Origin of the sequence: Shewanella glacialipiscicola, assembly GCF_023283485.1 — a bacterium.
Lineage (GTDB): Bacteria > Pseudomonadota > Gammaproteobacteria > Enterobacterales > Shewanellaceae > Shewanella > Shewanella glacialipiscicola.
Genome location: NZ_JAKILU010000004.1, coordinates 1 through 24,967 on the forward strand (window position 1 = coordinate 1; position 24,967 = coordinate 24,967).

21 protein-coding genes are annotated in these 24,967 nt (G+C 44.9%); 8 read left to right on the top strand and 13 right to left on the bottom strand.

The features are described 5' to 3' along the window. Positions 1–239: 239 nt before the first annotated feature. The 10 genes from L2717_RS04415 to L2717_RS04460 all read right to left on the bottom strand — a co-directional run bounded on the left by L2717_RS04415 (position 240) and on the right by L2717_RS04460 (position 10,726). A complete protein-coding gene (locus L2717_RS04415; RefSeq protein ID WP_220771998.1) occupies positions 240–1,487 on the bottom strand; it encodes a glutamate-5-semialdehyde dehydrogenase in 1,248 nt (415 codons plus the stop codon). An 11-nt stretch (positions 1,488–1,498) separates the two neighbouring features. Further along, positions 1,499–2,605, bottom strand: coding sequence for a glutamate 5-kinase (proB, locus tag L2717_RS04420; protein WP_220771999.1), 1,107 nt, complete (start codon positions 2,603–2,605; stop codon positions 1,499–1,501). An 11-nt stretch (positions 2,606–2,616) separates the two neighbouring features. After that, the gene (gene putP, locus L2717_RS04425) at positions 2,617–4,113 is read right to left on the bottom strand and encodes a sodium/proline symporter PutP (RefSeq protein ID WP_220772001.1); all 1,497 of its coding nucleotides are present in this window, start codon (positions 4,111–4,113) and stop codon (positions 2,617–2,619) included. Positions 4,114–4,116: 3 nt separating this feature from the next. Continuing rightward, positions 4,117–4,293 carry a hypothetical protein gene (locus L2717_RS04430; protein WP_167368902.1) on the bottom strand — a complete coding sequence of 59 codons (177 nt, stop codon included), beginning with the start codon at positions 4,291–4,293 and terminating at the stop codon, positions 4,117–4,119. A gap of 164 nt (positions 4,294–4,457) precedes the next feature. After that, positions 4,458–6,515, bottom strand: coding sequence for an FUSC family protein (locus L2717_RS04435; protein WP_220772003.1), 2,058 nt, complete (start codon positions 6,513–6,515; stop codon positions 4,458–4,460). A 7-nt stretch (positions 6,516–6,522) separates the two neighbouring features. Beyond that, positions 6,523–7,386, bottom strand: a complete 864-nt coding sequence (locus tag L2717_RS04440; RefSeq protein ID WP_220772005.1) for an efflux RND transporter periplasmic adaptor subunit — start codon at positions 7,384–7,386, stop codon at positions 6,523–6,525. 6 nt (positions 7,387–7,392) lie between these two features. Next, the gene (locus tag L2717_RS04445) at positions 7,393–7,593 is read right to left on the bottom strand and encodes a DUF1656 domain-containing protein (protein ID WP_220772007.1); all 201 of its coding nucleotides are present in this window, start codon (positions 7,591–7,593) and stop codon (positions 7,393–7,395) included. A 180-nt stretch (positions 7,594–7,773) separates the two neighbouring features. Further along, positions 7,774–9,129, bottom strand: coding sequence for a glutathione-disulfide reductase (gorA, locus tag L2717_RS04450; protein ID WP_220772008.1), 1,356 nt, complete (start codon positions 9,127–9,129; stop codon positions 7,774–7,776). Positions 9,130–9,274: 145 nt separating this feature from the next. Continuing rightward, positions 9,275–9,829 (bottom strand): hypothetical protein, encoded by a 555-nt coding sequence (locus L2717_RS04455; protein WP_220772009.1) that lies wholly within the window; start codon positions 9,827–9,829, stop codon positions 9,275–9,277. A 105-nt stretch (positions 9,830–9,934) separates the two neighbouring features. Continuing rightward, entirely contained in the window at positions 9,935–10,726 is a 792-nt protein-coding gene (locus L2717_RS04460; protein ID WP_220772011.1) for a hypothetical protein, read from the bottom strand. A gap of 269 nt (positions 10,727–10,995) precedes the next feature. On the opposite strand from L2717_RS04460, the gene prlC reads away from it, so the two are divergent. Next, entirely contained in the window at positions 10,996–13,035 is a 2,040-nt protein-coding gene (prlC, locus tag L2717_RS04465; protein WP_220772014.1) for an oligopeptidase A, read from the top strand. Between the two features lie 196 nt (positions 13,036–13,231). Beyond that, entirely contained in the window at positions 13,232–13,762 is a 531-nt protein-coding gene (locus L2717_RS04470; RefSeq protein ID WP_220772016.1) for a thioesterase family protein, read from the top strand. Between the two features lie 19 nt (positions 13,763–13,781). On the opposite strand, the gene L2717_RS04475 is transcribed toward L2717_RS04470, so the two are convergent. Further along, positions 13,782–14,429, bottom strand: coding sequence for a glutathione S-transferase family protein (locus tag L2717_RS04475; protein WP_220772018.1), 648 nt, complete (start codon positions 14,427–14,429; stop codon positions 13,782–13,784). Positions 14,430–14,634: 205 nt separating this feature from the next. Here L2717_RS04475 and L2717_RS04480 point away from each other — a divergent pair, with 205 nt between their 5' ends. Beyond that, positions 14,635–15,324, top strand: coding sequence for a DNA-3-methyladenine glycosylase I (locus L2717_RS04480; protein WP_220772020.1), 690 nt, complete (start codon positions 14,635–14,637; stop codon positions 15,322–15,324). Between the two features lie 117 nt (positions 15,325–15,441). Here L2717_RS04480 and L2717_RS04485 read toward each other — a convergent pair whose 3' ends face one another. Further along, on the bottom strand, positions 15,442–16,188 hold the full coding sequence (locus L2717_RS04485) for a TorF family putative porin (RefSeq protein WP_220772115.1): 747 nt from the start codon (positions 16,186–16,188) through the stop codon (positions 15,442–15,444). Positions 16,189–17,071: 883 nt separating this feature from the next. Between L2717_RS04485 and L2717_RS04490 the strand changes: the two genes are divergently transcribed. The 4 genes from L2717_RS04490 (at position 17,072) to L2717_RS04505 (ending at position 22,127) form a co-directional block, all read left to right on the top strand. Continuing rightward, positions 17,072–18,217 carry an efflux RND transporter periplasmic adaptor subunit gene (locus tag L2717_RS04490; RefSeq protein ID WP_220772022.1) on the top strand — a complete coding sequence of 382 codons (1,146 nt, stop codon included), beginning with the start codon at positions 17,072–17,074 and terminating at the stop codon, positions 18,215–18,217. Positions 18,218–18,226: 9 nt separating this feature from the next. After that, positions 18,227–21,361, top strand: a complete 3,135-nt coding sequence (locus L2717_RS04495; RefSeq protein WP_220772023.1) for an efflux RND transporter permease subunit — start codon at positions 18,227–18,229, stop codon at positions 21,359–21,361. Positions 21,362–21,503: 142 nt separating this feature from the next. Then, on the top strand, positions 21,504–21,779 hold the full coding sequence (locus tag L2717_RS04500) for a hypothetical protein (RefSeq protein ID WP_220772025.1): 276 nt from the start codon (positions 21,504–21,506) through the stop codon (positions 21,777–21,779). Positions 21,780–21,803: 24 nt separating this feature from the next. After that, positions 21,804–22,127 (top strand): hypothetical protein, encoded by a 324-nt coding sequence (locus tag L2717_RS04505; RefSeq protein ID WP_220772026.1) that lies wholly within the window; start codon positions 21,804–21,806, stop codon positions 22,125–22,127. Between the two features lie 71 nt (positions 22,128–22,198). Here the strand turns inward: L2717_RS04505 and L2717_RS04510 are convergent, their stop codons facing one another. Then, positions 22,199–23,815: an AbgT family transporter gene (locus L2717_RS04510; RefSeq protein WP_246611712.1), complete on the bottom strand. Its 1,617-nt coding sequence runs from the start codon at positions 23,813–23,815 to the stop codon at positions 22,199–22,201. A gap of 568 nt (positions 23,816–24,383) precedes the next feature. On the opposite strand from L2717_RS04510, the gene L2717_RS04515 reads away from it, so the two are divergent. Then, on the top strand, positions 24,384–24,950 hold the full coding sequence (locus tag L2717_RS04515; protein ID WP_220772027.1) for a LemA family protein: 567 nt from the start codon (positions 24,384–24,386) through the stop codon (positions 24,948–24,950). Positions 24,951–24,967 lie beyond the last annotated feature (17 nt).

Consider the following 24,967-nt stretch of genomic DNA (forward strand, 5'->3'; position numbering starts at 1 on the left):
AATGAAGTAAGGCAAGATAGCGCATACGTTTACGTGCGCTTTTCTCTGATTTAACTAGGGCTAGGATATTGGGCTTGTTCATACTTTGTAAGGTTAGAAAGTGACGACTTATTAGATCATATAATTAAAGTAATTGGTATTACGTCATACCGCTGGCTGGTCTTCGCCATCAAAAAAGCCCTGAAGCAATGTACTTCAGGGCTTTTGATATTTTCTATCTGCATATGCAGACGATAGTGTTAAGCGCGCACTTGGCCAGTTCCTGAGACTAAATACTTTTCAGCGGTTAGGGACTCGAGCCCCATTGGGCCGTAGGCATGTAACTTAGTGGTGGCGATACCAATTTCGGCGCCAAGGCCGAGTTCGCTGCCGTCAGAGAAGCGCGATGAGGCATTCACCATGACGACAGACGCATCAACACTACGCTGAAAGCGGGCGGCCGTGACTTCGTTTTCGGTGCAAATCACTTCAGTATGCTGACTACCAAAACGGGCAATGTGCTGTATCGCATGGTCAAAGCTATCGACTTGGCGAATCGCAATTTCGAGATCTAAATACTCTTGGCCGAAGTCGTTTTCTTCCATATGAGTACAGTGTTCAAAGTAGCCACCAGCCTGAGTACAAGCGTTGATTTTAACCTTATACTCTGCCAGCGCTTTGGCGACTTTAGGCAAAAATTGCGCCGCGATATCTTGATGTACTAATAGGGCTTCGAGGGCATTACATACGCCTGTGCGCTGCGTTTTACCGTTGAGCAATAAGGCTAGTGCGTTATCTAAATCGGCATCCTTATCAACGTATAAATGGCACACACCTTTAAAATGCTGGATCACAGGGATTCTACTGTTATCAGTGACAAAGTTAATTAAGCCTTCGCCGCCACGGGGGATGATCACATCGATATAGTCACGCTGCTGCATCAACTCTAGTAATAGCGCGCGATCAGGATCAGGCACCACAGTGATTAACGCGGTTGGTAAAGCGTATTGTGTTAATACGTTTTGCAAAATAGTGGCGATAACTTTGCTGCTAGTCAGTGCTTCTTTCCCACCGCGCAGGATCACCGCATTACCAGATTTAAAGCACAGGGCGCCCGCATCGGCGGTAACATTGGGGCGCGCTTCATAAATCATGCAAACCACACCTAAAGGCACACGCATTTTACTGATGGATAAACCGTTAGGTCGCTTGCCAATATAGCGCTCGTTGCCAATGGGATCGGGCAGGGCGGCAATGGTTTCAATGCCTACCGCCATGGCTTCAATGCGTTCAGGTGTTAGCGTTAAGCGGTCTAGCATCGCTGGGGCAACGTTATCGGCTGTTGCTCTGTTCAAGTCGATTAGATTAGCGCTTTGGATTTCATAGGCTTTTTCGCGTATTGAGCGCGCCATATCGAGGAGTACGGTATTTTTAAGGTGTTCGTCGAGTTGGGCGAGTATCAGTGCTGCCTTGGCAGCATCTTCAGATAAATTTTTAATTAAGCTCATATTTACTCCGCTCATTTTGATTCAAGAATAGCGATATTTTTCTCAGAAATGATCGGGCCAGTTTTTTGTTGAAATTCACTGGCAAACTCGCGATCGTCTTGGTCCGTGATAAAGCTAAGCAAGCAACTGCTGTAATTAGATTTGGCTTTTGCCAATTTAGTCCCATCGCCTTTGCGTACTAAAATAGTGTCACCCACCGAAAAATCGCCATTAATGGCGACCACATCGTCACTGGTCAATTGCTCGCTATGGGTATCAAGGTCAATATTAAAATCATTTTCGACAATGACTTCGCCCTGAGCCTGCGAGGTATGGGTCATCCAATGCAAATGTTCCTGCATGGGTTTTTCATTGGAGGTGAACAGTGTACCGGGATTTTGGCCCTTCAATAATTGGTTGAAGGAGTCAGCATCAAAGCCATTGATAATAAAGGTTTCAATCCCGTGGGATATTGCCTTTTTGGCGGCTTGGATCTTAGTCCGCATACCACCGGTACCGACGGCACTACTAGCACCGCCTGCCATAGCGTAAATCTCGGCAGTAATTTCGGTGACTTGTTTTATCAACTTTGCATCGGGATTTTCATGGGGGTTTTGCGTGTAAAGCCCATTCACATCCGAACAGATAATCAATGTATCGGCATCGGCCGCCGCGGCGACCATGGCCGAGAGATTATCATTATCGCCGACTTTGAGCTTGTCGGCAGTCACGGCATCGTTCTCGTTGATAATAGGCAGTAGCCCGTGTTCGAGTAGGCTAAAAATCGTATCTTTAATGCTGATGTAACGATCACGATTACGTAAATCGCCGTGGGTCAGCAATAACTGTGCGGTTGGGAAATCAAATAACTTGTTCCATGTGGCCATCATATCGGCCTGACCCGCTGCTGCCATGGCTTTTTTCACTGTGACGCTGGGTTTATCAACCTCGCCAAAGTGATGCCATCCCGCGGCGACTGAGCCCGAAGAGACCAAGACAACTTGGATCCCTTGGGCACGACAATAAGTAATAAATTGGGCAATGCCGAGTAAGTAGTGGCTGCTGCAACCTTGTTTTTGGGGAGCAATCAGGGCACTACCTACCTTAACGACAATGCGTTTCCAGGGTAAGTCAGTCATACCTTAATGCCTTATCTGTCTTCGGCTAAAACACGGCCAGCCTTGTGGAATAATTTAGTGGTTTTGGCACAAGGGTCGGCATCGAGTAACGACACTACCCAAATCACCATACTGCTCACGGCAAAGCCGGGGATCATTTCATACACCACTGTGGTTAAGGCTTGCCCGTCTGCCAATACCGGTGCATAAATCCAAAACAGGACAGTGAATGCGCCTGACACTATGCCGGCTATCGCGGCTTTGTGGGTTAGGTTAGCTTTATATAAGCTAAACAAAACTAACGGACCAAAAGCGGCACCAAATCCTGCCCAGGCATTACTCACTAGTGATAACACACTGCTAGAGCGGTCGAGCGCCAGTAGACTCGCAACAATGGCCACGCCTGCTACGCCAAAGCGCCCCATTTTCACCATGTCTTTTTCAGTCGATTTTTTCTTCGAGATCACTTGGTAGATATCTTCCGTTAGCGAGCTTGACGACACTAATAGTTGCGATGAAATGGTGCTCATAATCGCCGCTAGAATCGCGGCCAGTAAGAAGCCACTAATGATCGGATGGAATAACAACTCTGAGAACACGATAAAGATGGTTTCAGGATCGGTCAGCTTCATACCAAATTTATTGGCGTAAGCGATACCAACCAGCCCCGTTGCCAGCGCACCAATAATGGTTACTGTCATCCAGCCCATACCTATGCGTCTTGCTATTTTAATGTCGGCTACTGAACGAATCGCCATAAAGCGCACGATAATATGCGGTTGACCAAAATAACCCAGTCCCCAAGATAAACTCGAGATAAGCCCTAACATAGTGACGTTTTGCATGGCATCAGAGAAATGTGGAATCGATTGATACGCAAAGTTCATCATCTTATCGGCACTGTTAAACTCTTGATAAGCCACTACAGGCACTAAGACTAAGGCGACAAACATAATACAACCTTGGACGAAGTCTGTGAGACTTACGGCTAAAAAGCCACCTAACAAGGTGTAAGAAACCACGACGCTAAGCGTGACGATTAAGCCAATGTTATAGTTCAAACCAAATGCCGACTCAAACAGCTTACCGCCTGCCACTAAACCCGCAGAGGTATACAAGGTAAAAAAGATAACAATAATTACTGCCGCGATAATGCGGATGCTGTTGTTGGCATTACCAAAGCGTTTAGCAAAAAACTCTGGAATGGTTAGTGAGTTGTCGGCCACTTCGGTATACACACGCAGTTTAGGAGCGACAATCAAATAATTGATTAGAGCACCAATCAATAAGCCAAGCGCAATGTAAATAGTTTCAAATCCAACCAAAAACATGGCGCCAGGTAGGCCCATCAGCATCCAACCACTCATGTCTGATGCACCCGCTGAGAGTGCCGTGACCTGTGGGCTGACTTTACGCCCGCCAAGAATATAGCCAGACACATCGCTGGTGGAATTTTTATAGGCAAATAAGCCAATGGCAAGCATAGCGATAAAATAGATCGCTAAAGAAACGTAAGCGAGATAGTTCATGGGTTATTTATCTCCTAACGCTTTGTTATTTTGAATAATACTCGGTTTCAAAATGACAAAGAGATAGGTGCTTAATACGGCGAGCAAACACATAAACTGCATTGATTCTTTGGCGTGTACTAGGGTAAAACGTGTTGCCTGTGAGATGAGATTTTCCTCTGATGGGTTCCCCGATGACATAGTCTCTCCTTGGTTGATAATTGAATTAATATCACCAATATAGTTAGTGATCTAATTATATTAAGCCATTTTATTGGCTAAACTTCAAGCTTTCATTGGATTTTAATAGGGTTGGTGACTGTAACGTGGTGGGATTTTTAGAGGGAAAATAGTTTGATGTATGATTATTTTTCAGTGGCTTCTTTCTGCTCAGCGATGGTGTGGGCGGTGCGTTCAAAGGTTAAATTGATGCGTTCAAACATCCCTTCGATCATCGTAAGTTCTTCTGGTGGGAGTGGCGATTTGGAGAGTTCTTGCAGTAACGTCTCGCAGCTAAGTGCAAACTCTTTGGCGACTTTGCCTTGAGCGCAAGTAATAAAAGCTTTACCTAAACTGAGTTGCCAAAGGTGTAATGCGGACTCTAAATGGACTGCAGGTATTCCCTGCAAAATACGCCTTAGGCGAATAGACACATTGCCGAGATTGAACGCCGTAAACGCTAAATCGGTAAAGACTCGAGAGCTATGACCCGAGCCTTTTTCGTAAGTCGCAATCCGTAGTAATCGATCGCCCATACGAGCATTAAACCAAGAGGTAGGATCGGGGCGTTGAGCCAGATTAACCAGATCTTTTTGGATGGATTGCAGCAATCGATATTGCATTAAGCGTTCGCTGGGTTGAGTTATTAGCTTGAATAACCAATACAGTACAGTAACGCCTACAAAAATAGCCAGTGCGTTGCTGATGGTGTTTTCTATCGCGAATGAAATATTATTGCTGGGCTGCACGAGTACCGCAAACGGTACGCAAATGCCTAAACCATAGGGTAAGGTGGGTCGATTTGCTAAGGCTAATAAGCCGATAAAAAACGGACCGGCAAGCACTAGGATGAGGATCTCAAAATCGCCGCTACTTTGTGCCAATAGAGGCAAGGCATAAAATATGGTAACTGGCACTATGATAATAATGCCGACAAGAATATGGCGTAACCCCGTTGTTAACATCGGCAGTGGTTGGCGTGCCATCATGATAGAAAAGACCACAGGTAAAAGGATCATCATCAGCACCGCATTAGAACCTGTACCTATCCACAGCGAAGCCCCAATCACAAATACCGCCATACTGCGCAGGCCTGTCGTTAGACCAATAAGCGGATCACGGTGAAATTCCATTGGCGGCGCATTGAGGTTAGCAACGCTATTACTCGTCAGCACGTTATAGCTTTTGAGCACCATAATCAGATCGGCACTTAATTCCATCGTGGCCTTAATTAAGCGGGTTTCTAAGGGTGTTTTGCTCTGATATTGCATCAGATTTTGCTGCAATTGATGGCGAAGGCTGCGCGCCATTTTATAGCATTCTTGGTAATCACTTGATTGCGCCATTAGGGTAAAACGACTGCGCATATTCTCTAATATTTTCGCTAGCGGCTCGCTAACCAGTTGAGGATGATTACGTTGTAGACGGCCGAATATTTGGATCACAGCCAGTAATGAAAGGGTTTTATTACAGAGAAAATTTACTGCATGGTTTTGTCCACGCCCTTCTGGTCCTTCATAAATCACCGCGCTGGCGTCATCACTGAGGGTAGATATGGACTCTAGAATAGTATCAATATGCTCATGGCGACTGGCGTGTGATCCTGTGGGATCGAGTTCTAATGCAAGATAACTCAGTGTTTGATTAATGGTATTTTTAGCCCGTAGCTGCAAGCTATGTTTGACCTTTACTGGCCACAGCAGTTGGCTGACTAATACGGCACAAATGGCTCCAACAATAATTTCGCTGATCCTCGCCTGTGCCACTTCAAATATTTTTGCACTGTCGGCCGTGTTCGGGCTTGCCATGACAATTAATACCACCAAACAGGCGGTCATACCGGCCATGGCGAAGGCGTATACAAAGTTTTGTTGGCGCATCATGGCCGATAGCCCTGAATTGAGCCCTATCCAGCAGGCGAGTAGCCCTAAGGCGAGTGTAGGATATGGAGCAAATCCGTTGAGTATCATGATCCCAACCAGTGCGCCAACTAAATTGCCGCCGATCTGGCATAAGCCCTTTTCGATAACTAAGCCACTTTCTGGGCGAACTTGCAGAAAAATGGCTGATACCAGTGCCCAATAGGGTCGCTCTAAATTCAAGAACATCGCCACATATAAGGCGAGCGTCATCGATATTACGCCTTTAACCGCGAATATAATGGTGCGTCTATCTGGGAAAAATAAGCTCTGTAATAACAGCATCTTAATTTTATTTATCAGTATGTAACTGGATAGATGCTGTCATGCCCACGCTTAATTCAACGTCAGGTGGAATAGCCTCTAGCTGAATATCGACAGGAATACGCTGCGCGAGTCTTACCCAGTTAAAGGTCTGATTTATCTGTGGTAACAGCTGTCCGTTGGTGGTGACATTAGTGTTAGCAATGGCTTTACCAATGCTGATGACTTTGCCATGCAATACATGGCCACCGTTCATTAGATTGATATCGGCACCTTGACCTAAGTGAATTAAGGGGATTTTAGTCTCTTCAAAATAGCCGGTAACATAGAGGGAGTTTTTTTGGACAAGTGAAAATACCGCATTACCTTTGCTGACGTAGTTGCCATACCTAAGGTTTAAATTGATCAGAGTGCCGTCTTCAGGGGCGAGAATTTGAGTTCGTTCTAAGTCAATTTTGGCAGTATTTAATTGTGCCAGCGCGAGTTCATAACTGGTCCTTGCCAGTTCAGTATCAATATGAGCTTCGTCGATAGTTTCTTTGCTGACCAAGTTGCCATTGGTCAACGCGATACGACGTTTGTACTTATGCTTGGCAAGCTCCCAGGTTAATTTTTGGCTTTCTGTTTTAGCATTTAATTCGGCTATCGTGGCCTTGTAGCGGGTATCGTCCACAGTGAATAGCACATCTCCCTTATTGACGACTTGATTGTCTTTTACATTCAGTTGGTTCACCCAGCCTGATACATCGGGCGTGATGGTAATGATATCGCCGCGTACTCTACCGTCACGGGTCCAAGGAGAATAAAGATAATGTGACCATACCCAGTGCCCTGCGATACCAGCAACCGCGACCACTATCAAAGTCAGCATGATACGTAAGATTTTACCCATGAAAAATCAACTCCCAAGCAAGTAAATAACGAAAGCCAGATAGCAGATAAATAGCCCAACCTCAAACCAAGCCGAGCGCCAAAGCTGGTGATAGAGCCCTGTTTGATACAGTACCAAACGAGTAATACAGGAAAGCAGAAAGGCCAAGGGAATAAAGATAATTAATGGGCTGAATAACAAACCATCGAACGCGAGCTCTTTAAGCATAACTCTCTTATCCCGATTACAGCGGTGCCACAATAACAGCGCAGTAAAGTTTAAATGCACAGTACTCTGTTGAGATTATAGGAAAGCCGCGTAAGAGTTAATGCTTTTATCATACTGCAGATCAATTAGGGCCAGCATAAGCTGACCCTAATTATCATAAAATCAAAGCGTAAGTTGCTTTTACCTCATAGTAACAAACTCTTCAGCGCCCGTTGGGTGAATAGCAACCACGGCATCGAAATCAGCTTTAGTCGCGCCCATTTTCATTGCCACGCCAAAACCTTGAAGGATTTCGTCCATACCAAAACCAATACCATGAATACCGACGACTTTTTCGTCTTTACCCGCGCAGACTAATTTCATTTTACAGGCTTGGCGATGGGCCGTGACGGCGGTGTACATTGAGGTAAAAGTTGACGTATACACTTTGACGTTATCATCGCCATATTGGGTACGTGCTTCTGGCTCTGTTAGACCCATAGTGCCAATCGGCGGATGGCTGAACACGACGGTTGGGATCAGGTTGTAATCCATTTTGGCATCTGTCATGCCGTTAAATAAACGCTCGGATAACAAACGACCTGCCTTAACTGCAACTGGGGTTAACTCTACGCCGCCCGCCATAATGTCGCCGACACAGTAAATCCCTTTGTGAGTGGTATTTTGCTGTTCGTCAGTGATGACATAGCCTTTGTTATCTAATTCGACTTTAGTGTTTTCTAAGCCAATATTGCCGGTTGCGGGTGAGCGGCCAATCGCCCAAATTAGGCAATCAACCGTTACGCTTTCACCGTTTTCTAAGCTTAAGGTTAGGCTGTTATCGGCATTTTTAATGACCGCTTTTGGCACGCTATGCGTATGCAATGTTGGGCCTTCACTCGCCATGGCATCGACGAGGGCATCGACTAAAATGGGATCAAAATTACGCAGCGGTGCATGTTTACGCACTAATAAATGTGTTTCACTGCCAAGTGCATGTAAAACGCCAGCGACTTCAACGGCGATATAACCCGCGCCAACAACCGCAACGCGTTTAGGTTGCTCACGTAGCGCAAAGAAACCATCAGAGTCGATACCGTACTCAGCGCCAGGAATATTCGGAATAGTCGGCGCGCCGCCAGTGGCGATAAGAATATGATCGGCGGTGTAATGCTCGCCGTTTACTTCAATAGTGTTGCCATCAACAAAGCGGCCATAACCATTTAACAGAGTGACTTTGTTACTGGCAAAACCGCGGCCATAGGCATCATGAATGCGGCCAATATAGGCTTCGCGATTTTCAACTAAGGTGTTCCAATCGAATTTATTAACCGTGATGTCAAAACCATAATCTTTAGCGTAAAGGTTCATCGCTTCGGCAACATGGGCGCCATACCACATGACTTTTTTCGGTACGCAACCTACGTTTACACAGGTGCCACCCACATGCTTAGCTTCGATGAGCAGCACTTTTGCGCCACGCATTGCCGCTCGGTTTGCTGAGGCGATACCGCCGCTGCCAGCGCCTAGGCAGATATAGTCAAAATGTTGAGCCATGAGTTTCTCCGTCTTACTTCAAGGATGAGATGCTTTACAGCAGAAGGTCATTGTAGGGATGTTTGTGATAACAGACCAGCCTATTAGTTTAGTTATGCACCCGATCGGGGTGTAGATATAAAAGTCTCACTATTAATATGAGCGATCACTTTGTATTGGTTTCGCGGCGATATTGGCAATTGGAATGATCATTTTGGTCAGGCCCTTCGGCACCACATTTAAGGCATTGCCATTCTTTGTTGCGGATGTTGATTTCATCACTGACGTGCTGCAAGTGATTATTTTGTATGCCGTTGATTTGTGCTTCAAGTTGACCAATACGTTTATCGAGCCAGCGACAGTTGGGATCGTTCGCTACGTGGTTACGACTGGCAAGCTGCTGCTTACGGTTAAGTTTTTTTACTTTAGTGGTTTTAGCTGGCTGATTGGATTTGGTTTTGGATGTATTGAGCGGTTTTATCTCGGCAGATGAATACTCTAATGCGCTCTGTGTTTGGTGGGGAATGTTAATCGGCTGACCATGACTGTCGAGCAAGGTATCTAAAGGTAAAGGTTCGTTTTTTTTGGGTTTAGATAAAGAGGTTACACTGGGTTCAGGCTCGGATGTCAGTTGTGCACTCGCTGGGATTATGGCCTGCATTAATAGCGAGATTACTGCTACAAACATGATACGAATGGGATAACATTGATGCGCTAACATTCCCTGTTCCTCAGCATAATTTGGTATAAACGGTAAAGTCGCTCCGTCGACATATTGAGTTTAGTGAGTGGAATGTATTCTTGCCAAATTTAGCGTCTAAATTAACTAAAGCGTCATTGTAAAGTGGATGCCTGCATAAGTTTGATCCTGCGAGCTCGTATCGCCATTGGCCGCGGCTTCTTGTTCAATATCCCCTTGGGCAATGCTATGGCTAATATGGCCGCTGACACTCATGTTGGGTGATAATTGATAATTGCTCTCGAGGCCAAACTGCAGGTTGTTCTTACCATTGTGCTCAGCTGTTCGGTATTTAAAATCAAACCCTTGGGTGATGTAGGGCGTGAGGCTAAAGTGGTCAGTAATATTCCAAAAACTGTGTAGACTCATTTCCACAAAATAGCCGTTAGCTTCAGTCGAATAAACGTAATTTATTGATGGTATTAACCAAGGTGTGGCGGTGTAGGCGAGTTCAGCGAATAGCTCATTATCTTGGCAGCGACTACTGCCGTAGCCTTCAATACGTTGATATCCCAGATTAGCATCAAAGTTTTCGACCAAGTTAAATCCATATTCAAGACCAAGATTCCACTCGGTATAGGCTTGGCTATCGCCGCGACCAACTAAGGCGTAGGTGGTCCAGTTGCCATATTGAACTGAAGTATTCAGCCAATAAATACCGCCATCTTGTAAGTTATTGCGCCCCTGTGAAATATATTTACTGTCCCAACCTAAATCGAGTGTTACCGCCAAAGATTCAATCTTCTCGCTAGGTAACAGGCTATGTGAGCTACTATCGATGTGTTCTAGGCTTTCATTGGCGAATGCGCCGTAGCTAAGGCCATTGATGCCTAAAAGACAGAGGATGCTCGCCATCATTTTTGCTGAATGTATTGCCATATTTTTACTTATTTAGGAAGAGTGTGTTTATTAAGTAGAGAATACCTCGCCCAGCACTAAACGTTAATGCGAATCAGTTTTATTTGCGATCTGGTTGGCAACAATGATCAAGCAAATAAAACGTAAATGTAAAATGCGAACAGGTTCGCATTTTTTCAGGTAAAAACTCGCTAAGGAGGGATAATCGAAGTGGGCAATCGGTTTTCTTGCCTTGATAAATAGGACATTAGCCCTTATTTATACCCTATACAGATTGTTGAGGAATCATTATGAGTAACCCTTTGCTTAGCGGCGCAAAATTACCGCTTTTTTCACAGATTAAACCGGAACATATTCAAGTCGCTGTTGAGCATGCTATTGCTCAATCTCGCGCTAAGATTGATGAGGTATTGCAACATCAAGGGCCTTTTACTTGGGACAACTTAGTTGCGCCACTCGAACAGGTTGACGATGAACTGAGCCAAATTTGGTCGCCGGTTTCTCACATGAATTCAGTCACTAGCACTGATGAATGGCGTGCAGCCCATGATGCTTGCTTGCCATTACTATCAGAGTACGGTACTTACGTTGGTCAACATCAAGGTTTGTATGAGGCCTATAAGGCTCTGCGCGCATCGGATGAATTTGCACAATTGAACCAAGCACAACAGAAGGTCATTGAACACAGCCTGCGTGATTTTAAACTCTCAGGTATTGGTTTAGATGACGGGCAAAAAGTGCGTTATGGCGAAATTGTAAAGCGTTTGTCTGAGCTCACCAGTGGCTTTTCAAATCAATTATTGGATGCGACGCAAGCTTGGACTAAGTTAGTTACTGATGAAACCGAACTAGCGGGTCTGCCCGATTCAGCTAAAGCGGCTGCTAAGGCAATGGCGCAGGCACGTGAGTTAGAAGGTTGGTTATTTACCTTAGATTTCCCCTCTTATTTACCGGTTATGACCTACAGCGAAAACCGCAGCCTTCGAGAAGAGTGCTACCGCGCTTTTGTCACCCGTGCCTCCGATCAAGGCCCGAATGCTGGTAAGTTCGATAACAGCCCGCTAATGGACGAAATCCTTGCGTTGCGCCATGAGCTCGCACAGTTACTGGGTTTTGATAGTTTTGCTGACAAATCTCTGGCAACTAAAATGGCCGAAACGCCGGCGCAGGTGATGGCATTTTTAAATGAGTTAGCGCTGCGCTCAAAGGATCAAGCTAAGGCTGAACTGGCTGAGTTAAGAGCTTTTGCCGAGGCAGAATATGGTGTGACTGAGATGGCATCTTGGGACTTAAGTTTCTACGCCGAGAAGTTACAGCAGCATAAGTATGAGATTTCACAGGAAATCCTGCGCCCCTATTTCCCAGAAGATAAAGTGTTGTCTGGTCTTTTCTATACAGTATCGCGTTTGTTTGGCCTTAAAATAGTTGAGCAAAAGGATATTGACCGTTGGCACAAAGACGTTCGTTTCTTCGATATTTTTGATGAAACGGGTGAGCACAGAGGCAGTTTCTACCTCGACTTATATGCTCGCACCGGTAAACGTGGCGGCGCTTGGATGGATGATTGCCGTGTGCGCCGTCAAACTGCCCATGGTTTACAAAAGCCAGTGGCTTATTTGACCTGTAACTTTAATGGTCCGATCGATGGTAAACCTGCGTTGTTTACCCACGATGAAGTGACGACCCTGTTCCACGAATTTGGCCACGGTATCCACCATATGCTGACTAAAATCGATGTTGCTGGCGTGTCGGGTATCAACGGCGTGCCTTGGGATGCGGTCGAGTTACCGAGTCAATTTATGGAAAACTGGTGTTGGCAGGAAGAAGCGTTAGCTGAAATATCTGGCCACTTCGAAACGGGTGAGCCATTACCTAAGGCCTTGTTAGATAAAATGCTGGCGGCGAAAAACTTCCAATCAGGCATGACAATGCTGCGCCAACTCGAGTTCTCGTTGTTTGATTTTAGAATGCATCACGAATATGACCCAGCCCAAGGTGCGCGCATTCAAGAAACCTTAGACGAAGTGCGCCGTCAGGTGGCCGTATTAACGCCACCAGACTTTAACCGTTTCCAACATGGTTTTGCCCATATTTTTGCGGGTGGTTATGCCGCGGGATATTACAGCTATAAATGGGCCGAAGTGCTGTCGGCGGATGCGTTTTCGCGCTTTGAGGCCGAAGGTATTTTTAACCCTGAAACCGGTCGTCGTTTCTTGCACAATATCCTCGAAATGGGTGGTTCAGCCGAGCCTATGGACTTATTCAAGCAGTTTATGGGGCGTGAGCCAAATATCGATGCCTTGTTAAGGCATTCAGGCATTGCTGCATAAGCAGGCTAGATAAGTCATTGTTAGTCAACATATCAACATATTTAATCCGTTAATTATGTTGATGTGATGAGCTCAAAATAATCTGAGTTACACAGTAAGAAGGCGCCTGAGAGCGCCTTTTTTGTGACCTAGATCTCGCTTGCCCTGTGGTATGACCTCTGTTAGCCTGTGGCTCTTATTTCAAGGGCGACTGATTATGAATCTGTATTTTCGTTTGTTTTGGTTATTATTTTGGCGTACGCGTCACTGCCGTGAGATCGATTTTCTCGGTACCAGTCGCATCACTTACCGTGCTTTGCCGAGCGATTGTGATATCAATTTTCATCTGACTAACTCCCGTTATCCCGCCTTTATGGATCTCGCGCGGACTTATATGTTGGCTGAGATGGGTTTGCTAAAACGCTTTATAAAGTTGAAGTGGATGCCAATCGTTAATGCCGCCGAATTTACCTATATTCGTGATATTAAGCCTTTTCAACAGTTTGAGATTGAAACCAAGGTTGTCGGTTGGGATGAGAAATATTTCTATATTGAACAACGCTTCGTAAGTGAGCGTGGCCTGCATTGTATCGTGCATGTGCGCGGGGTGTTTGTGTGTAAGCGTAAACAAATACCGCTGGATGTACTTGTGAAAGAGGCGGGCTATAACGACCCTGCGCCTGAATTGCCACCCGAAGTGATTAAGTGGAAAGCATTTTTACAGCTCAAGAAAGAACGAAATATCTGATTTTACTGAGGCATGCTCGCTAAGGTATGCCTCTTTTTCCTATATTATCTTCCATTTCAGCCAGTAATATTTCCTCCTGTACTAGCATCCAAGCCCCGCGTAGTTGTGCTTGTTGCCAATAGCGCCACACTTGGTCAAAATCCAATAAATTCAAATGCCTAAAGCTATAATTTAAGCATGGGATTAAAGCACAGTCAGCGAGTGTAAAGCTGTCGCCACAGATCCAATGATGCTGCGCGAGTTGTGTATCTAAATGTTGAAATTGTAATAGCAATTGCTTCTCTAGCTTCTTGATTTCAAACTCGCTACTTTTGTCAGAATCGTGCAGTTTTTCTAATTGAAATAATGAGTTGCTAATATCATTGTCGATAAGGCGATCAAAGAGTCTGACCTGTAAATTATGCATCGGCTCTGTAGGCAGCAGTTGGGTGCTGCTATTAAAATGCCTGTCTAAGTATTCAATGATAATACTGGACTCGGGGATCAGCTGTTCATCTTGGGTTTTAAGCAAAGGCAGTCTTGCGTGCGGATACAGTTGATGGAATTTTTGCCGTGAGAAAGGATCGCGTAAATCAACAATTCGGGGATAAAAGTTGGCCTGCTTTTCATAAAGAGCGATCAGCACCTTTTGTGAATAGCGTGACAAGGGGTGATAAAAAAGCTCCATAGATATAGGCTCCAAACCCAGTTTTATTGATTTTACGTCTTAACTTTAGTCGTAATTGAGATGCTTGTTGTAAGAGTTCATTTAAAAATGCTTAGGCTAAATATCATTTGTGGTGGCAAGGCAAAATGATCCATCGGGGATAAAAATCGGTATTATTAAAGCAACATCGAAAACGTCAGAATTTAATCAGTTTAAAGGTAGTAATATGAATAAGTTAGAGCGTTTCTCATCCATTTATGCCAGAGCCAGTGAGCGCAAAGGTGGTTCCGCTGGGCTCGAAGCTCTGCTGTCAGGTTGTTTAACCGATGATGAGATCCGCCAGTATCGCGATGCTGAGTTATTGTCTGCCATGAGTCGGCAGGTATTTCAAAGTGGCTTTGTGTGGCGTGTGGTTGTGAATAAATGGCCTGAGTATGAGAAGTCTTTTTTTGGGTTTGAACCACGCAAGGTATTGATGTTATCTCCTGAACAAATTCAAGCACGGGCGAGTGATACAACCTTAATTCGTCATCTAAAAAAGACTCAAGCTATTTATGATAACGCGTTAATGATCCACGATATTGCCCGTGAGCATGGCAGTTTAGCGCAGTTGATTGCCGATTGGCCAACGCAAGATATTATCGGTTTATGGGCATTATTAAAAAAACGCGGAACTCGATTAGGTGGTAATACGGGGCCATATTTTTTGCGCGGCATTGGTAAAGACACTTTCTTGTTAACCGATGATGTACAAGGTTATTTTAAAGCGCATAAGCTCGTCGATGCGGGATTTACATCGCAGACGGCGCTTAAACAAGTACAAGCGGTGTTTAATCAGTGGCAACAGCAATCGGGTCGTTGCTTGGCTGATATCAGCCGCATATTGGCTTGCAGCGTGGGTGATAATCGGATTTAGTGTAATAGGTTTAACGTTAATAGAAAAAGACCAGCCGATGGCTGGTCAAAGCTTTGTGTATCAAGCGATTGGACTATTGCGGAGAAGCTGCCCCATGTGCGGATCAATAGCCTATCTTTAAAAGCTTTTGCTTATGCCAACCACAAAGCGGTCATCGAAGATTTCAGTTTGAGTACCATAGACTTTATGGTCGCTATCAACTGTGCTGCCGTGATAACGGACATCAAAATTTAGCCCGTAGAACACTTTGCTAAGACCTAGGTTCCAGTGTCCCCAGCCCTCGGCACCTTCACCACTTAAGTCTTGATAACCGACAGAGCCTGATACTTTTATACCATTAGCGAAGTGATAACTTGGGTGTAGCGCGTAGTTTACGCCTTGCCAACCATCGACACCAAACCAGTCATCAACGGTGGGTGTAACTTCTAATTGCAAATTGGCGCTGCCAAACTGTCTGCCCACTTTGAGCCAGAGTTCGGTGTAGTTTGAATAAGATGCACCTGGGTAAAGGTATGAAAACAACATGACATCATAGGTGAAACCAGAGTCGCCAAACTCACCCGTTTTACCGACAAAGGGAGCGGTGACGATTTCTAAATTGGGATCGGCAAATTTAATGTTGGAACTAAATACCCCTGCATACCAACCTTCAGTGTGGTTCCAGCTCAAGGTGCCTTGCACTACGGGAATGTCACCATCTAAGGTTTCAGATTCACCGCGAAACACATAGTCGGAGGCAAAATTGAGGTTACCATTAATCGTGCCACCCAAGAGTTGATTTTCATCAGATGCTTGAGCGTTTATGGCAAGGATAAGTAATGCTCCGCTGAGCAGGAGTGTTGTGCGAGTTGTCATGGTCATCATCTCAACGTTATGTTTAATCATAGGGAGTTGTTAGCGCCCGTTTATCATAGAAATAAGTTGTGAATAGCGGTGTTACTGAGGATGAACCAATCACGAAAAAATATGAACAAATATGAAAATCAGTTTTAGCCTTAGAGTTAATAGGTTTGTAAACAATTGCCGGCATTATAGAAGCCTTATTTGTGGGAGTCTTAGTTTCATTTTATGGGGCACTAATTTGGCTTTGGCATTTGCTCCGCTTTGGATGAATCACTAAGATAGCCCGCTCAGTAATATTTGTACTGATTCGATTGTTGCAGGTCGATGATGCAAAGTTGTCATTAAACTCAGGAAAGTACTTGATATGATGCACAGCACTCGTTCGCGGTCTATTTATAATTAAGCTATAAACGGTATGAGCTTTTTCTGCTAATATCTTATGTAAATCTGTTGTTTTTAACGGTTTGGCCTATTAGAAATAGATTATAAAGATAATTTATAGGGCTGTTTTGTCGTCTAAATAAATGATTACGAGAAATGTGCTCAAATTATGTCGAAGAGAGTCCGCTTGATTCACTGTGAAGTCGGTCGTCACAGCTTTACAGTGTATGTATGAGCTGTAAATTCAGCATGTAGAGTCGGTCGATTGAGTTTTTTACAGCGTATCCCGCTAAAAAGGTGACTCATCCTTAATAGATTTTTTAATCGAATAATAATTCGTTGATATGAGTCATGCCAGAATAGTAAAAGTTTTTATTAGTTTATAATTTGGTTTCGTTATCCTCCTTGTTGGTCCCTATAGGCCATGAGATAAATAACGGATTTAGTTTTAGTTACCATTACCGCTCGTGTCAGCGCAATAAGTGTACTGGTATGTGGGCAGTGAATATTTGAAGGAGTTCTCATGCGGCAGACAATTAAACTTGCCTCAGTTATAAGCGTGGCGTTATTGATGGCAGCTTGCAGCCCTCTGGAAGAGAAAGCTCCAGCGAGTGCGGGTCCACAGAGTACGGAAGTTGGAATCCTTAATGTTGTTGCCCAGACTCAAGCGATTCAGGTGGAATTACCTGGCCGTAGTAAGGCTTTTCTTGAGGCGGAAGTTCGCCCACAGGTTAGCGGTATTATCACTAAGCGTAGCTTTATCGAAGGTAGCAATGTGAAACAAGGTGAGTCGCTTTATCAAATTGACTCAGCAACCTATAAAGCGGCTCTTGTGAGCGCAAATGCGGATTTAGCCAGAGCAAACGCGAGTTTAGCCTCAGCAAAAGCAAAAGCGTCGCGTTATAAGCAGTTAGTCAAAACAAATGCCATCAGTCAGCAAGATTTTGACGACGCAGAAGCGGCGTATAAAGAAGCCTTAGCGGGTGTGACGGTTGCAGAGGCTGCCATCAACACGGCAAAAATCAATCTGCAATATACCGAAGTGCTAGCGCCTATCTCTGGGCGTATTGGTAAGTCGAGTGTTACTGCTGGGGCGTTAGTTACCGCCAATCAAAGCCAAACCTTGGCCACAATTCAACAGCTTGATCCTATCAATGTTGATATCGCGCAATCGAGCGCGCAGTTACTACGCCTTAAAGCTAAATTGAAGCAAGGTAAGCTGCAAGCATCTGATAATGCTGATGTGCAATTAATACTCGAAGATGGTACTCAATATGGCCACCCAGGCAAACTGCAGTTTGCTGAAGTGAGCGTTGATCAAAGCACGGGCTCGGTGATTTTACGTGCCGAGTTTCCTAATCCTGAAGGTATTTTATTACCTGGTATGTATGTGCGCGCTATGTTGAATGCGGGCACCGATCCACAAGCCATTTTAGTGCCACAAAAAGCAATTTCTCGTAACTCTAAGGGTGATGCTGTGGCTATGGTGGTTAACGATCAAGGTATAGTTGAAGCGATAACTGTGACTACTGCGGAAGTGATCGATAATCAGTGGCGCGTGACTTCGGGTTTAGTGGTTGGTGACAAGCTGATTGTGGAAGGATTACAAAAAATTCGTCCCGGAGCACCAGTAACTACCAAAGTTATTTCTGAAACGAAAGCACAATAGGGCATAGCTATGGCACGTTTTTTTATTGATCGCCCCATTTTCGCATGGGTGATCGCTTTGATAATTATGCTGGCGGGGATCCTCTCGATCCGCTCGTTACCAGTATCCCAATATCCAAGTATTGCCCCCCCAACCGTGGTGATTACTGCTAACTATCCCGGTGCGTCTGCAAAAATTGTAGAAGATTCTGTGACTCAGGTAATTGAGCAACGGATGAAAGGGATTGACCACCTGCGTTATATTGCCTCAACCAGTGATAGTTTTGGTAATGCAGAGATTAAGCTAACGTTTAATGCGGAGGCGGATCCTGATATTGCACAGGTTCAAGTGCAAAATAAGTTACAGGGTGCTATGACCCTGTTACCTCAGGAAGTGCAGTCTCAAGGCGTTAACGTTAACAAATCGAGTTCAGGCTTCCTAATGGTTTTGGCCTTTGTATCGTCTGATGGTTCCTTAGACAAAGGCGATATTGCTGACTACGTTGGTGCGAACATTCAAGACCCTATGAGCCGTGTTGCGGGTGTAGGTGAAATTCAGTTGTTTGGTGCCCAGTACGCGATGCGTATATGGCTAGATCCGCTGAAATTAACCCAATACAGCTTAACCAGCTTAGATGTCATGTCGGCGATTCGTTCGCAGAATGCTCAGGTATCAGCGGGACAATTAGGTGGTTCGCCATCATTGCCTGGTCAAGAGTTAAACGCGACCGTATCGGCTCAAAGCCGTTTACAAACACCTGAACAGTTTCGCAAGATTATCCTTAAATCAGATACCTCAGGCGCAAACGTCTATTTAAGTGATGTAGCACGTGTTGAGTTAGGTTCTGAAAGTTATGCCGTAGTATCATTGTATAACGGCAAACCTGCAGCAGGATTAGCAATTAAGCTCGCAACGGGGGCTAACGCGTTAGACACGGCTGCTGCGGTACGTGAAAAAGTTGCCGAGTTGAAGCCGTTCTTCCCGCAGGGGCTAGATGTTGTTTATCCATATGATACAACGCCTTTCGTTGAGCAATCGATTGAAGGTGTGGTGCATACTCTGCTTGAAGCGATTGTACTGGTGTTTATCATCATGTACCTGTTCCTGCAAAATTTCCGCGCAACGCTGATCCCGACCATTGCAGTACCTGTTGTACTCTTAGGTACCTTTGCGATTCTGTCGATAACTGGTTTTTCGATTAATACCTTAACCATGTTTGCTATGGTGCTTGCTATCGGTCTGTTGGTGGATGATGCGATTGTGGTGGTGGAAAACGTCGAACGGGTGATGGCAGAAGAAGGCTTGAGTCCGCTTGAGGCCACCCGTAAATCGATGGATCAAATCACCGGAGCTCTAGTGGGTATTGGTCTGACGTTGTCGGCCGTATTTGTCCCTATGGCATTTATGTCGGGTTCAACGGGTGTGATTTATCGTCAATTCTCGATCACGATCGTGTCAGCAATGGCGCTTTCGGTACTGGTCGCAGTGGTGTTAACACCGGCACTGTGTGCGACTATGCTTAAACCGGTTAAAAAGGGCCATGGTCATATTGAAACTGGGTTCTTCGGTTGGTTTAACCGCACATTTGACAACTTAACTAACCGTTATGAATCTAGCGTTGCAAGTATCATCAAGCGCGGCTTTAGAGTAATGGCGATTTATGTGGTGCTAGTTATTGCCGTAGGTTGGATTTTTATCCGCATGCCTACCGCATTCTTGCCCGATGAAGACCAAGGTATTTTGTTTACTCAAGCGATTTTGCCAACGAACTCTACGCAAGAAAGCACGTTAAAAGTATTAGAAAAAGTCTCTGATCATTTTATGGCTGAAGAGGGCGTAAACTCAGTGTTTAGCGTGGCGGGCTTTAGTTTTGCCGGTCAAGGGCAAAACATGGGCTTAGCTTTCGTTGGTCTTAAAGATTGGTCTGAGCGTTCAGAGCCTGGTATGGATGTTCAGTCTATCGCTGGTCGCGCCATGGGTGCATTTAGCCAGATGAAAGATGCGTTAGTCTTCGCTTTCGTGCCGCCAGCAGTAATCGAATTAGGTACTGCTAACGGTTTCGATATGTACCTGCAGGATAAGAACGGCCAAGGTCACGATAAGTTACTGGCGGCACGTAATCAGCTGCTCGGTATGGCGGCGCAGAATCCTAATTTGGTTGGCGTACGTCCTAACGGCCAAGAAGATGCACCAATTTATCAGTTACACGTTGATCACGCTAAGCTGAGTGCATTAAGTATTGAAATTGCCAGTGTAAACAGTGTTCTTGCTACGGCTTGGGGTGGTTCTTATGTGAACGACTTTATTGACCGTGGTCGTGTGAAAAAAGTGTATGTGCAAGGTGATGCGCAATATCGGATGCAACCTGGCGACTTAGATAAGTGGTACGTACGCAATAATAGCGGTGATATGGTTCCTTTCTCTGCCTTCGCAACTGGGGCATGGGAATACGGTTCTCCACGTTTAGAGCGCTTCGATGGTTTGCCAGCGATGAACATTCAAGGGGCAACAGCAGCAGGGTTTAGTACGGGTGCTGCAATGACCATTATGGAAGATCTGGTAAAGCAGTTACCGCCAGGCTTTGGTATTGAGTGGAATGGCTTATCGTACGAAGAACGTCTGTCGGGTAACCAAGCGCCTGCTCTATATGCGTTGTCCATCTTAGTGGTTTTCTTAGTATTGGCAGCACTTTATGAGAGTTGGTCAGTCCCATTTGCCGTTGTGCTCGTGGTTCCGCTCGGAATTATCGGTGCACTGATAGCGATGAATGGTCGCGGCTTACCCAATGACGTGTTCTTCCAAGTAGGGCTATTAACTACGGTGGGCTTAGCAACCAAGAACGCCATATTAATTGTTGAATTTGCTAAAGAATTCTACGAGAAAGGCTCTGGCTTGGTCGAGGCAACGTTACACGCGGTTCGTGTGCGTCTACGTCCTATCTTAATGACGTCTCTCGCCTTTGGTCTTGGTGTTGTGCCATTAGCCATTAGCTCTGGCGTGGGTTCTGGTAGCCAAAATGCCATCGGTACTGCGGTACTTGGTGGTATGTTGAGCTCGACTTTCTTAGGTATTTTCTTCGTACCATTATTCTTTGTAATAGTGGAGCGCCTTTTCAGTAAGCGCGAGAAGAAAGGTCAAGAAGAGAAACCAAACTCAGCTGAATAAGCTCAGTCGTTTCTAGACTAAAGCCCTGCAATAGCAGGGCTTTTTTTTATTCAAATAAAAGAATATCAGGTTAAATAATAATATTGATAGTCAGTAAGTTGTGGCATATTAGGTTTATGTCATCATCACTCGCAGGGAAGATATGTATAATTCTACGTTGGAATTACAAGAATTAGATACGCGAATCGCCAAGGGTAAGTTGCACAGTATTTTAGTTGTCGGTGTACTTTATTGGGGCCTGCTGACATCGCTTATCGTCGCTTTGATAAATTATTTTATATGGGACGATTCATTTGGGGTAGAACTGCAAAAAGCACTCTATATTTATCCCATTGGCGGTATTTTATTTGGTTGGTATGCGTGGGTGCAGATTAATCACAGACGAGATAAACTGCGCGCGAATATCATCAATCGTTAGCGTAAAAGCGAGTATAGGAGTGATATGGTATTTTCGTGGGGTAATCTTGCAACTAAGCAGCTTATCGTAGGAATGGTATGCCATATCATAGCACTGGCTATTTTGGCTTATGGTGTTTATACGTTTTATTGGCTGGAGCTTATTCTGCCTGAGTTAACCCGTTGCGTCGGTGCCGCGGTATTATTTGTGGCGATGGGGTTAGCGCCTAAGCTGTTTTTTATGCCTGTGAGTCAGATAGTGTCACAAGCCGAGGACACGACAGAAAAGTCTACACTGCAGACCTATGTGTTTAATCTAGGTATATTTTTGATGATTTGCAGTCTGTTGATGGAATGGTTATACGACTAGAATTTACCCGATAAAGTAAGGGCGTAGAGGTCATCTTCGGCGCCCTTTTTATTGCGTTTTTTTATGTGTATTTAAGGCGTGTAGTAAGTCGCCGCGCCAGGTCCAACTAGTAGCCCAAAGCCAAATACCCACAGGAAGAAGAACGCTGTCCAGCCTACAAAAAAGACTAAAGTGTACGGTAGCATAGTCGCAATCAGTGTGCCGATACCTAAGTTTTTTTGGTAACGGCAAGCCACCGCTAAAATTAAACCGAAGTAACTCATCATAGGTGTGATTAAGTTTGTCACTGAATCTCCAATACGGTATGCCGCTTGAATTGTTTCGGGCGCATAACCCACCAGCATCAGCATAGGTACAAAAATCGGTGCCGTAATAGCCCATTGAGCCGAGGCGCTGCCCAGCATTAGGTTGATAAAGCCGCAGAGCACAATAAAAAATAGAAATACGATTGGGCCAGTAAGTCCAATAGATTGCAGGCCATCAGCGCCTAATACGGCTAATACCGCGCCTAAATTACTCCAGTTGAAGAAGGCGACAAACTGCGCCGCAAAGAACACCAGCACAATATACATTCCCATAGTGCTCATGCTGTGGGACATGGCATTGATGACATCTTTATCATTCTTAATACTGCCAACGACTTTGCCGTAAATAAAACCCGGAATAGCAAAGCAGATAAAGATAAAGGCGACTATCCCCTTAAGGAATGGTGAGCCTGATATGAGTCCTGTTTCTGGATGGCGCAGTGGCGCACCTTCTGGTACGACCGAAAGTGCTAAGATGACAGTGAGCACCAACATAGATAATCCTGCCCATTTTAGGCCGCGTATTTCAATGGCACTGACATTTTCCATTGATTGCAGTACGGTTTCGTCCGCATCATCATCTTGGTATTTACCTAACTTAGGTTCGACAATTTTCTCGGTGACAAAGGCGCCAAGGAAAGTGATCACAAAGGTGGAGACAAACATAAAGTACCAGTTCACCTCTGGGCCAACGTTATACTGAGGGTCTATCATGCGCGCCGCAGCTTCGGTAATACCCGATAACAAGGGATCGACAGTACCCAGTAACAAGTTGGCACTATAGCCGCCAGAAACCCCAGCAAATGCGGCAGCTAAACCCGCGAGAGGATGACGACCAAGAGAATGAAAAATCATTGCCGCCATAGGGATCAATACGACATACCCAAGCTCAGCAGCGGTGTTAGACAAAATGCCGGCAAAGACTATTGTCACAGTCACTAATCGCCTTGAGGCACCCATCACCAAGGCGCGCATGGCAGCGGATAATAAGCCTGAACGCTCAGCAATTCCAACGCCCAGTAGTGCCACAAGCACAGTACCGAGCGGTGTAAAACCGGTAAAATTAGTCACTAGATTTGAGACGATCATTCGCAAGCCTTCGGCATTCATCAGGCTTACTACATGAATAAAACCGTCAGCACTGCGACCGTGGGAGCCCATCGGTCTAGGATCGACAACGGTTAACTCAAAGTAGCCTGCGATACCTGAAATAATGATTACAGCGACACAAAAAAGTGCAAATAGGGTGATAGGGTGCGGCAGTAGATTGCCTAAGCGTTCGACAACATTGAGAAAGCGCACAAACCAACCATTGGCGCCGATATCACTATGTTGTGGACCCGAAGCTTTTTTATTGGTGATATCACCGGAGTTAACACTCATCATCTTTCCTTTATATTGACCCTGGCGCAACGCTATTTCCTTGACTCTAGTATTGACTCGAGACATCGCCGTTAGCCAATTAGGCCGCAGAGAGAGATGATTCCGGATATAGAATGCTGGATAAACGCTAAGGTAAAAGTTAAAAAATTAGCCAGAAAGTATGATTGCGAAGTTTTAATTGAAACTTAAATGTTGCAGATTGGCTTTGTTGAAGTGATGAGGCAAAAATAGCATAAAAAAATGGACTCTCGAGGAGTCCAGTATTCACGAGCAAAATTGGATGCTCTAATGTTGTGCCATATCACTATAGTCGTTATTTGCTGTATCGGAGCTGAATATCGTTAAATTTATATTTTGATTACGCTTTTTTAATCGTCAGGATCACTATTTATTGTCGTCCCAGTTACGACATTTAGTGGGGGTATTGGATGTTAAATAGCCGTAATCCCCTCATCAGCTCTGACCAGCACAGCATTTCATCGTCTTAATCTGTACTGTAGGTGAAATTTCCACTCATTTATGATTAGCTGTATTCTGCTAATAAGAATAAGAAACCTAAGGATGGAAGATGGAAAAATTATTATTGGGATTAACGCTGATTTTTATCGTGGCCTATCTTTGGTACGTCAGCCTAGTCAAAAAGCGTAATACCGCGCTCGAAGCTCTATCGGGTATTGATGTGCAGTTAGCCAAGCGTGCTGATCTTGTGCCTAACATTCTAAAAATAGCCAAACGATTTATGGATCATGAAAAATCGCTGCTAACTGAAATCACCGAATTACGAACTCAACTGAGCAACAGCTATACCAAGACCGATCCTAAGGCGGTTAAAGAGCACTTAGCTCAGGCTGAACGGTTGAATGATAAAATGGGCACCTTGATGGTCAATGTAGAAAACTATCCTGAGCTCAAGTCCGACAACACTATGCTGCAGGCGATGCAAACCTATAACGAGGTCGAAGCCCATATTTCCGCTGCGAGGCGTTTTTATAATTCAGCGGTTTCTGAGCTAAATACCGCCGTTGAAATTTTCCCCGGTTCTATCATCGCTTCTATGGCGAATATTAAAGTGATGCCATTTTATGAAGTCAGTGAGTCGGCAAAAGCGCCCGTTGATGCAGCCGAATACTTGTAACTTGATCGCGACGGGTG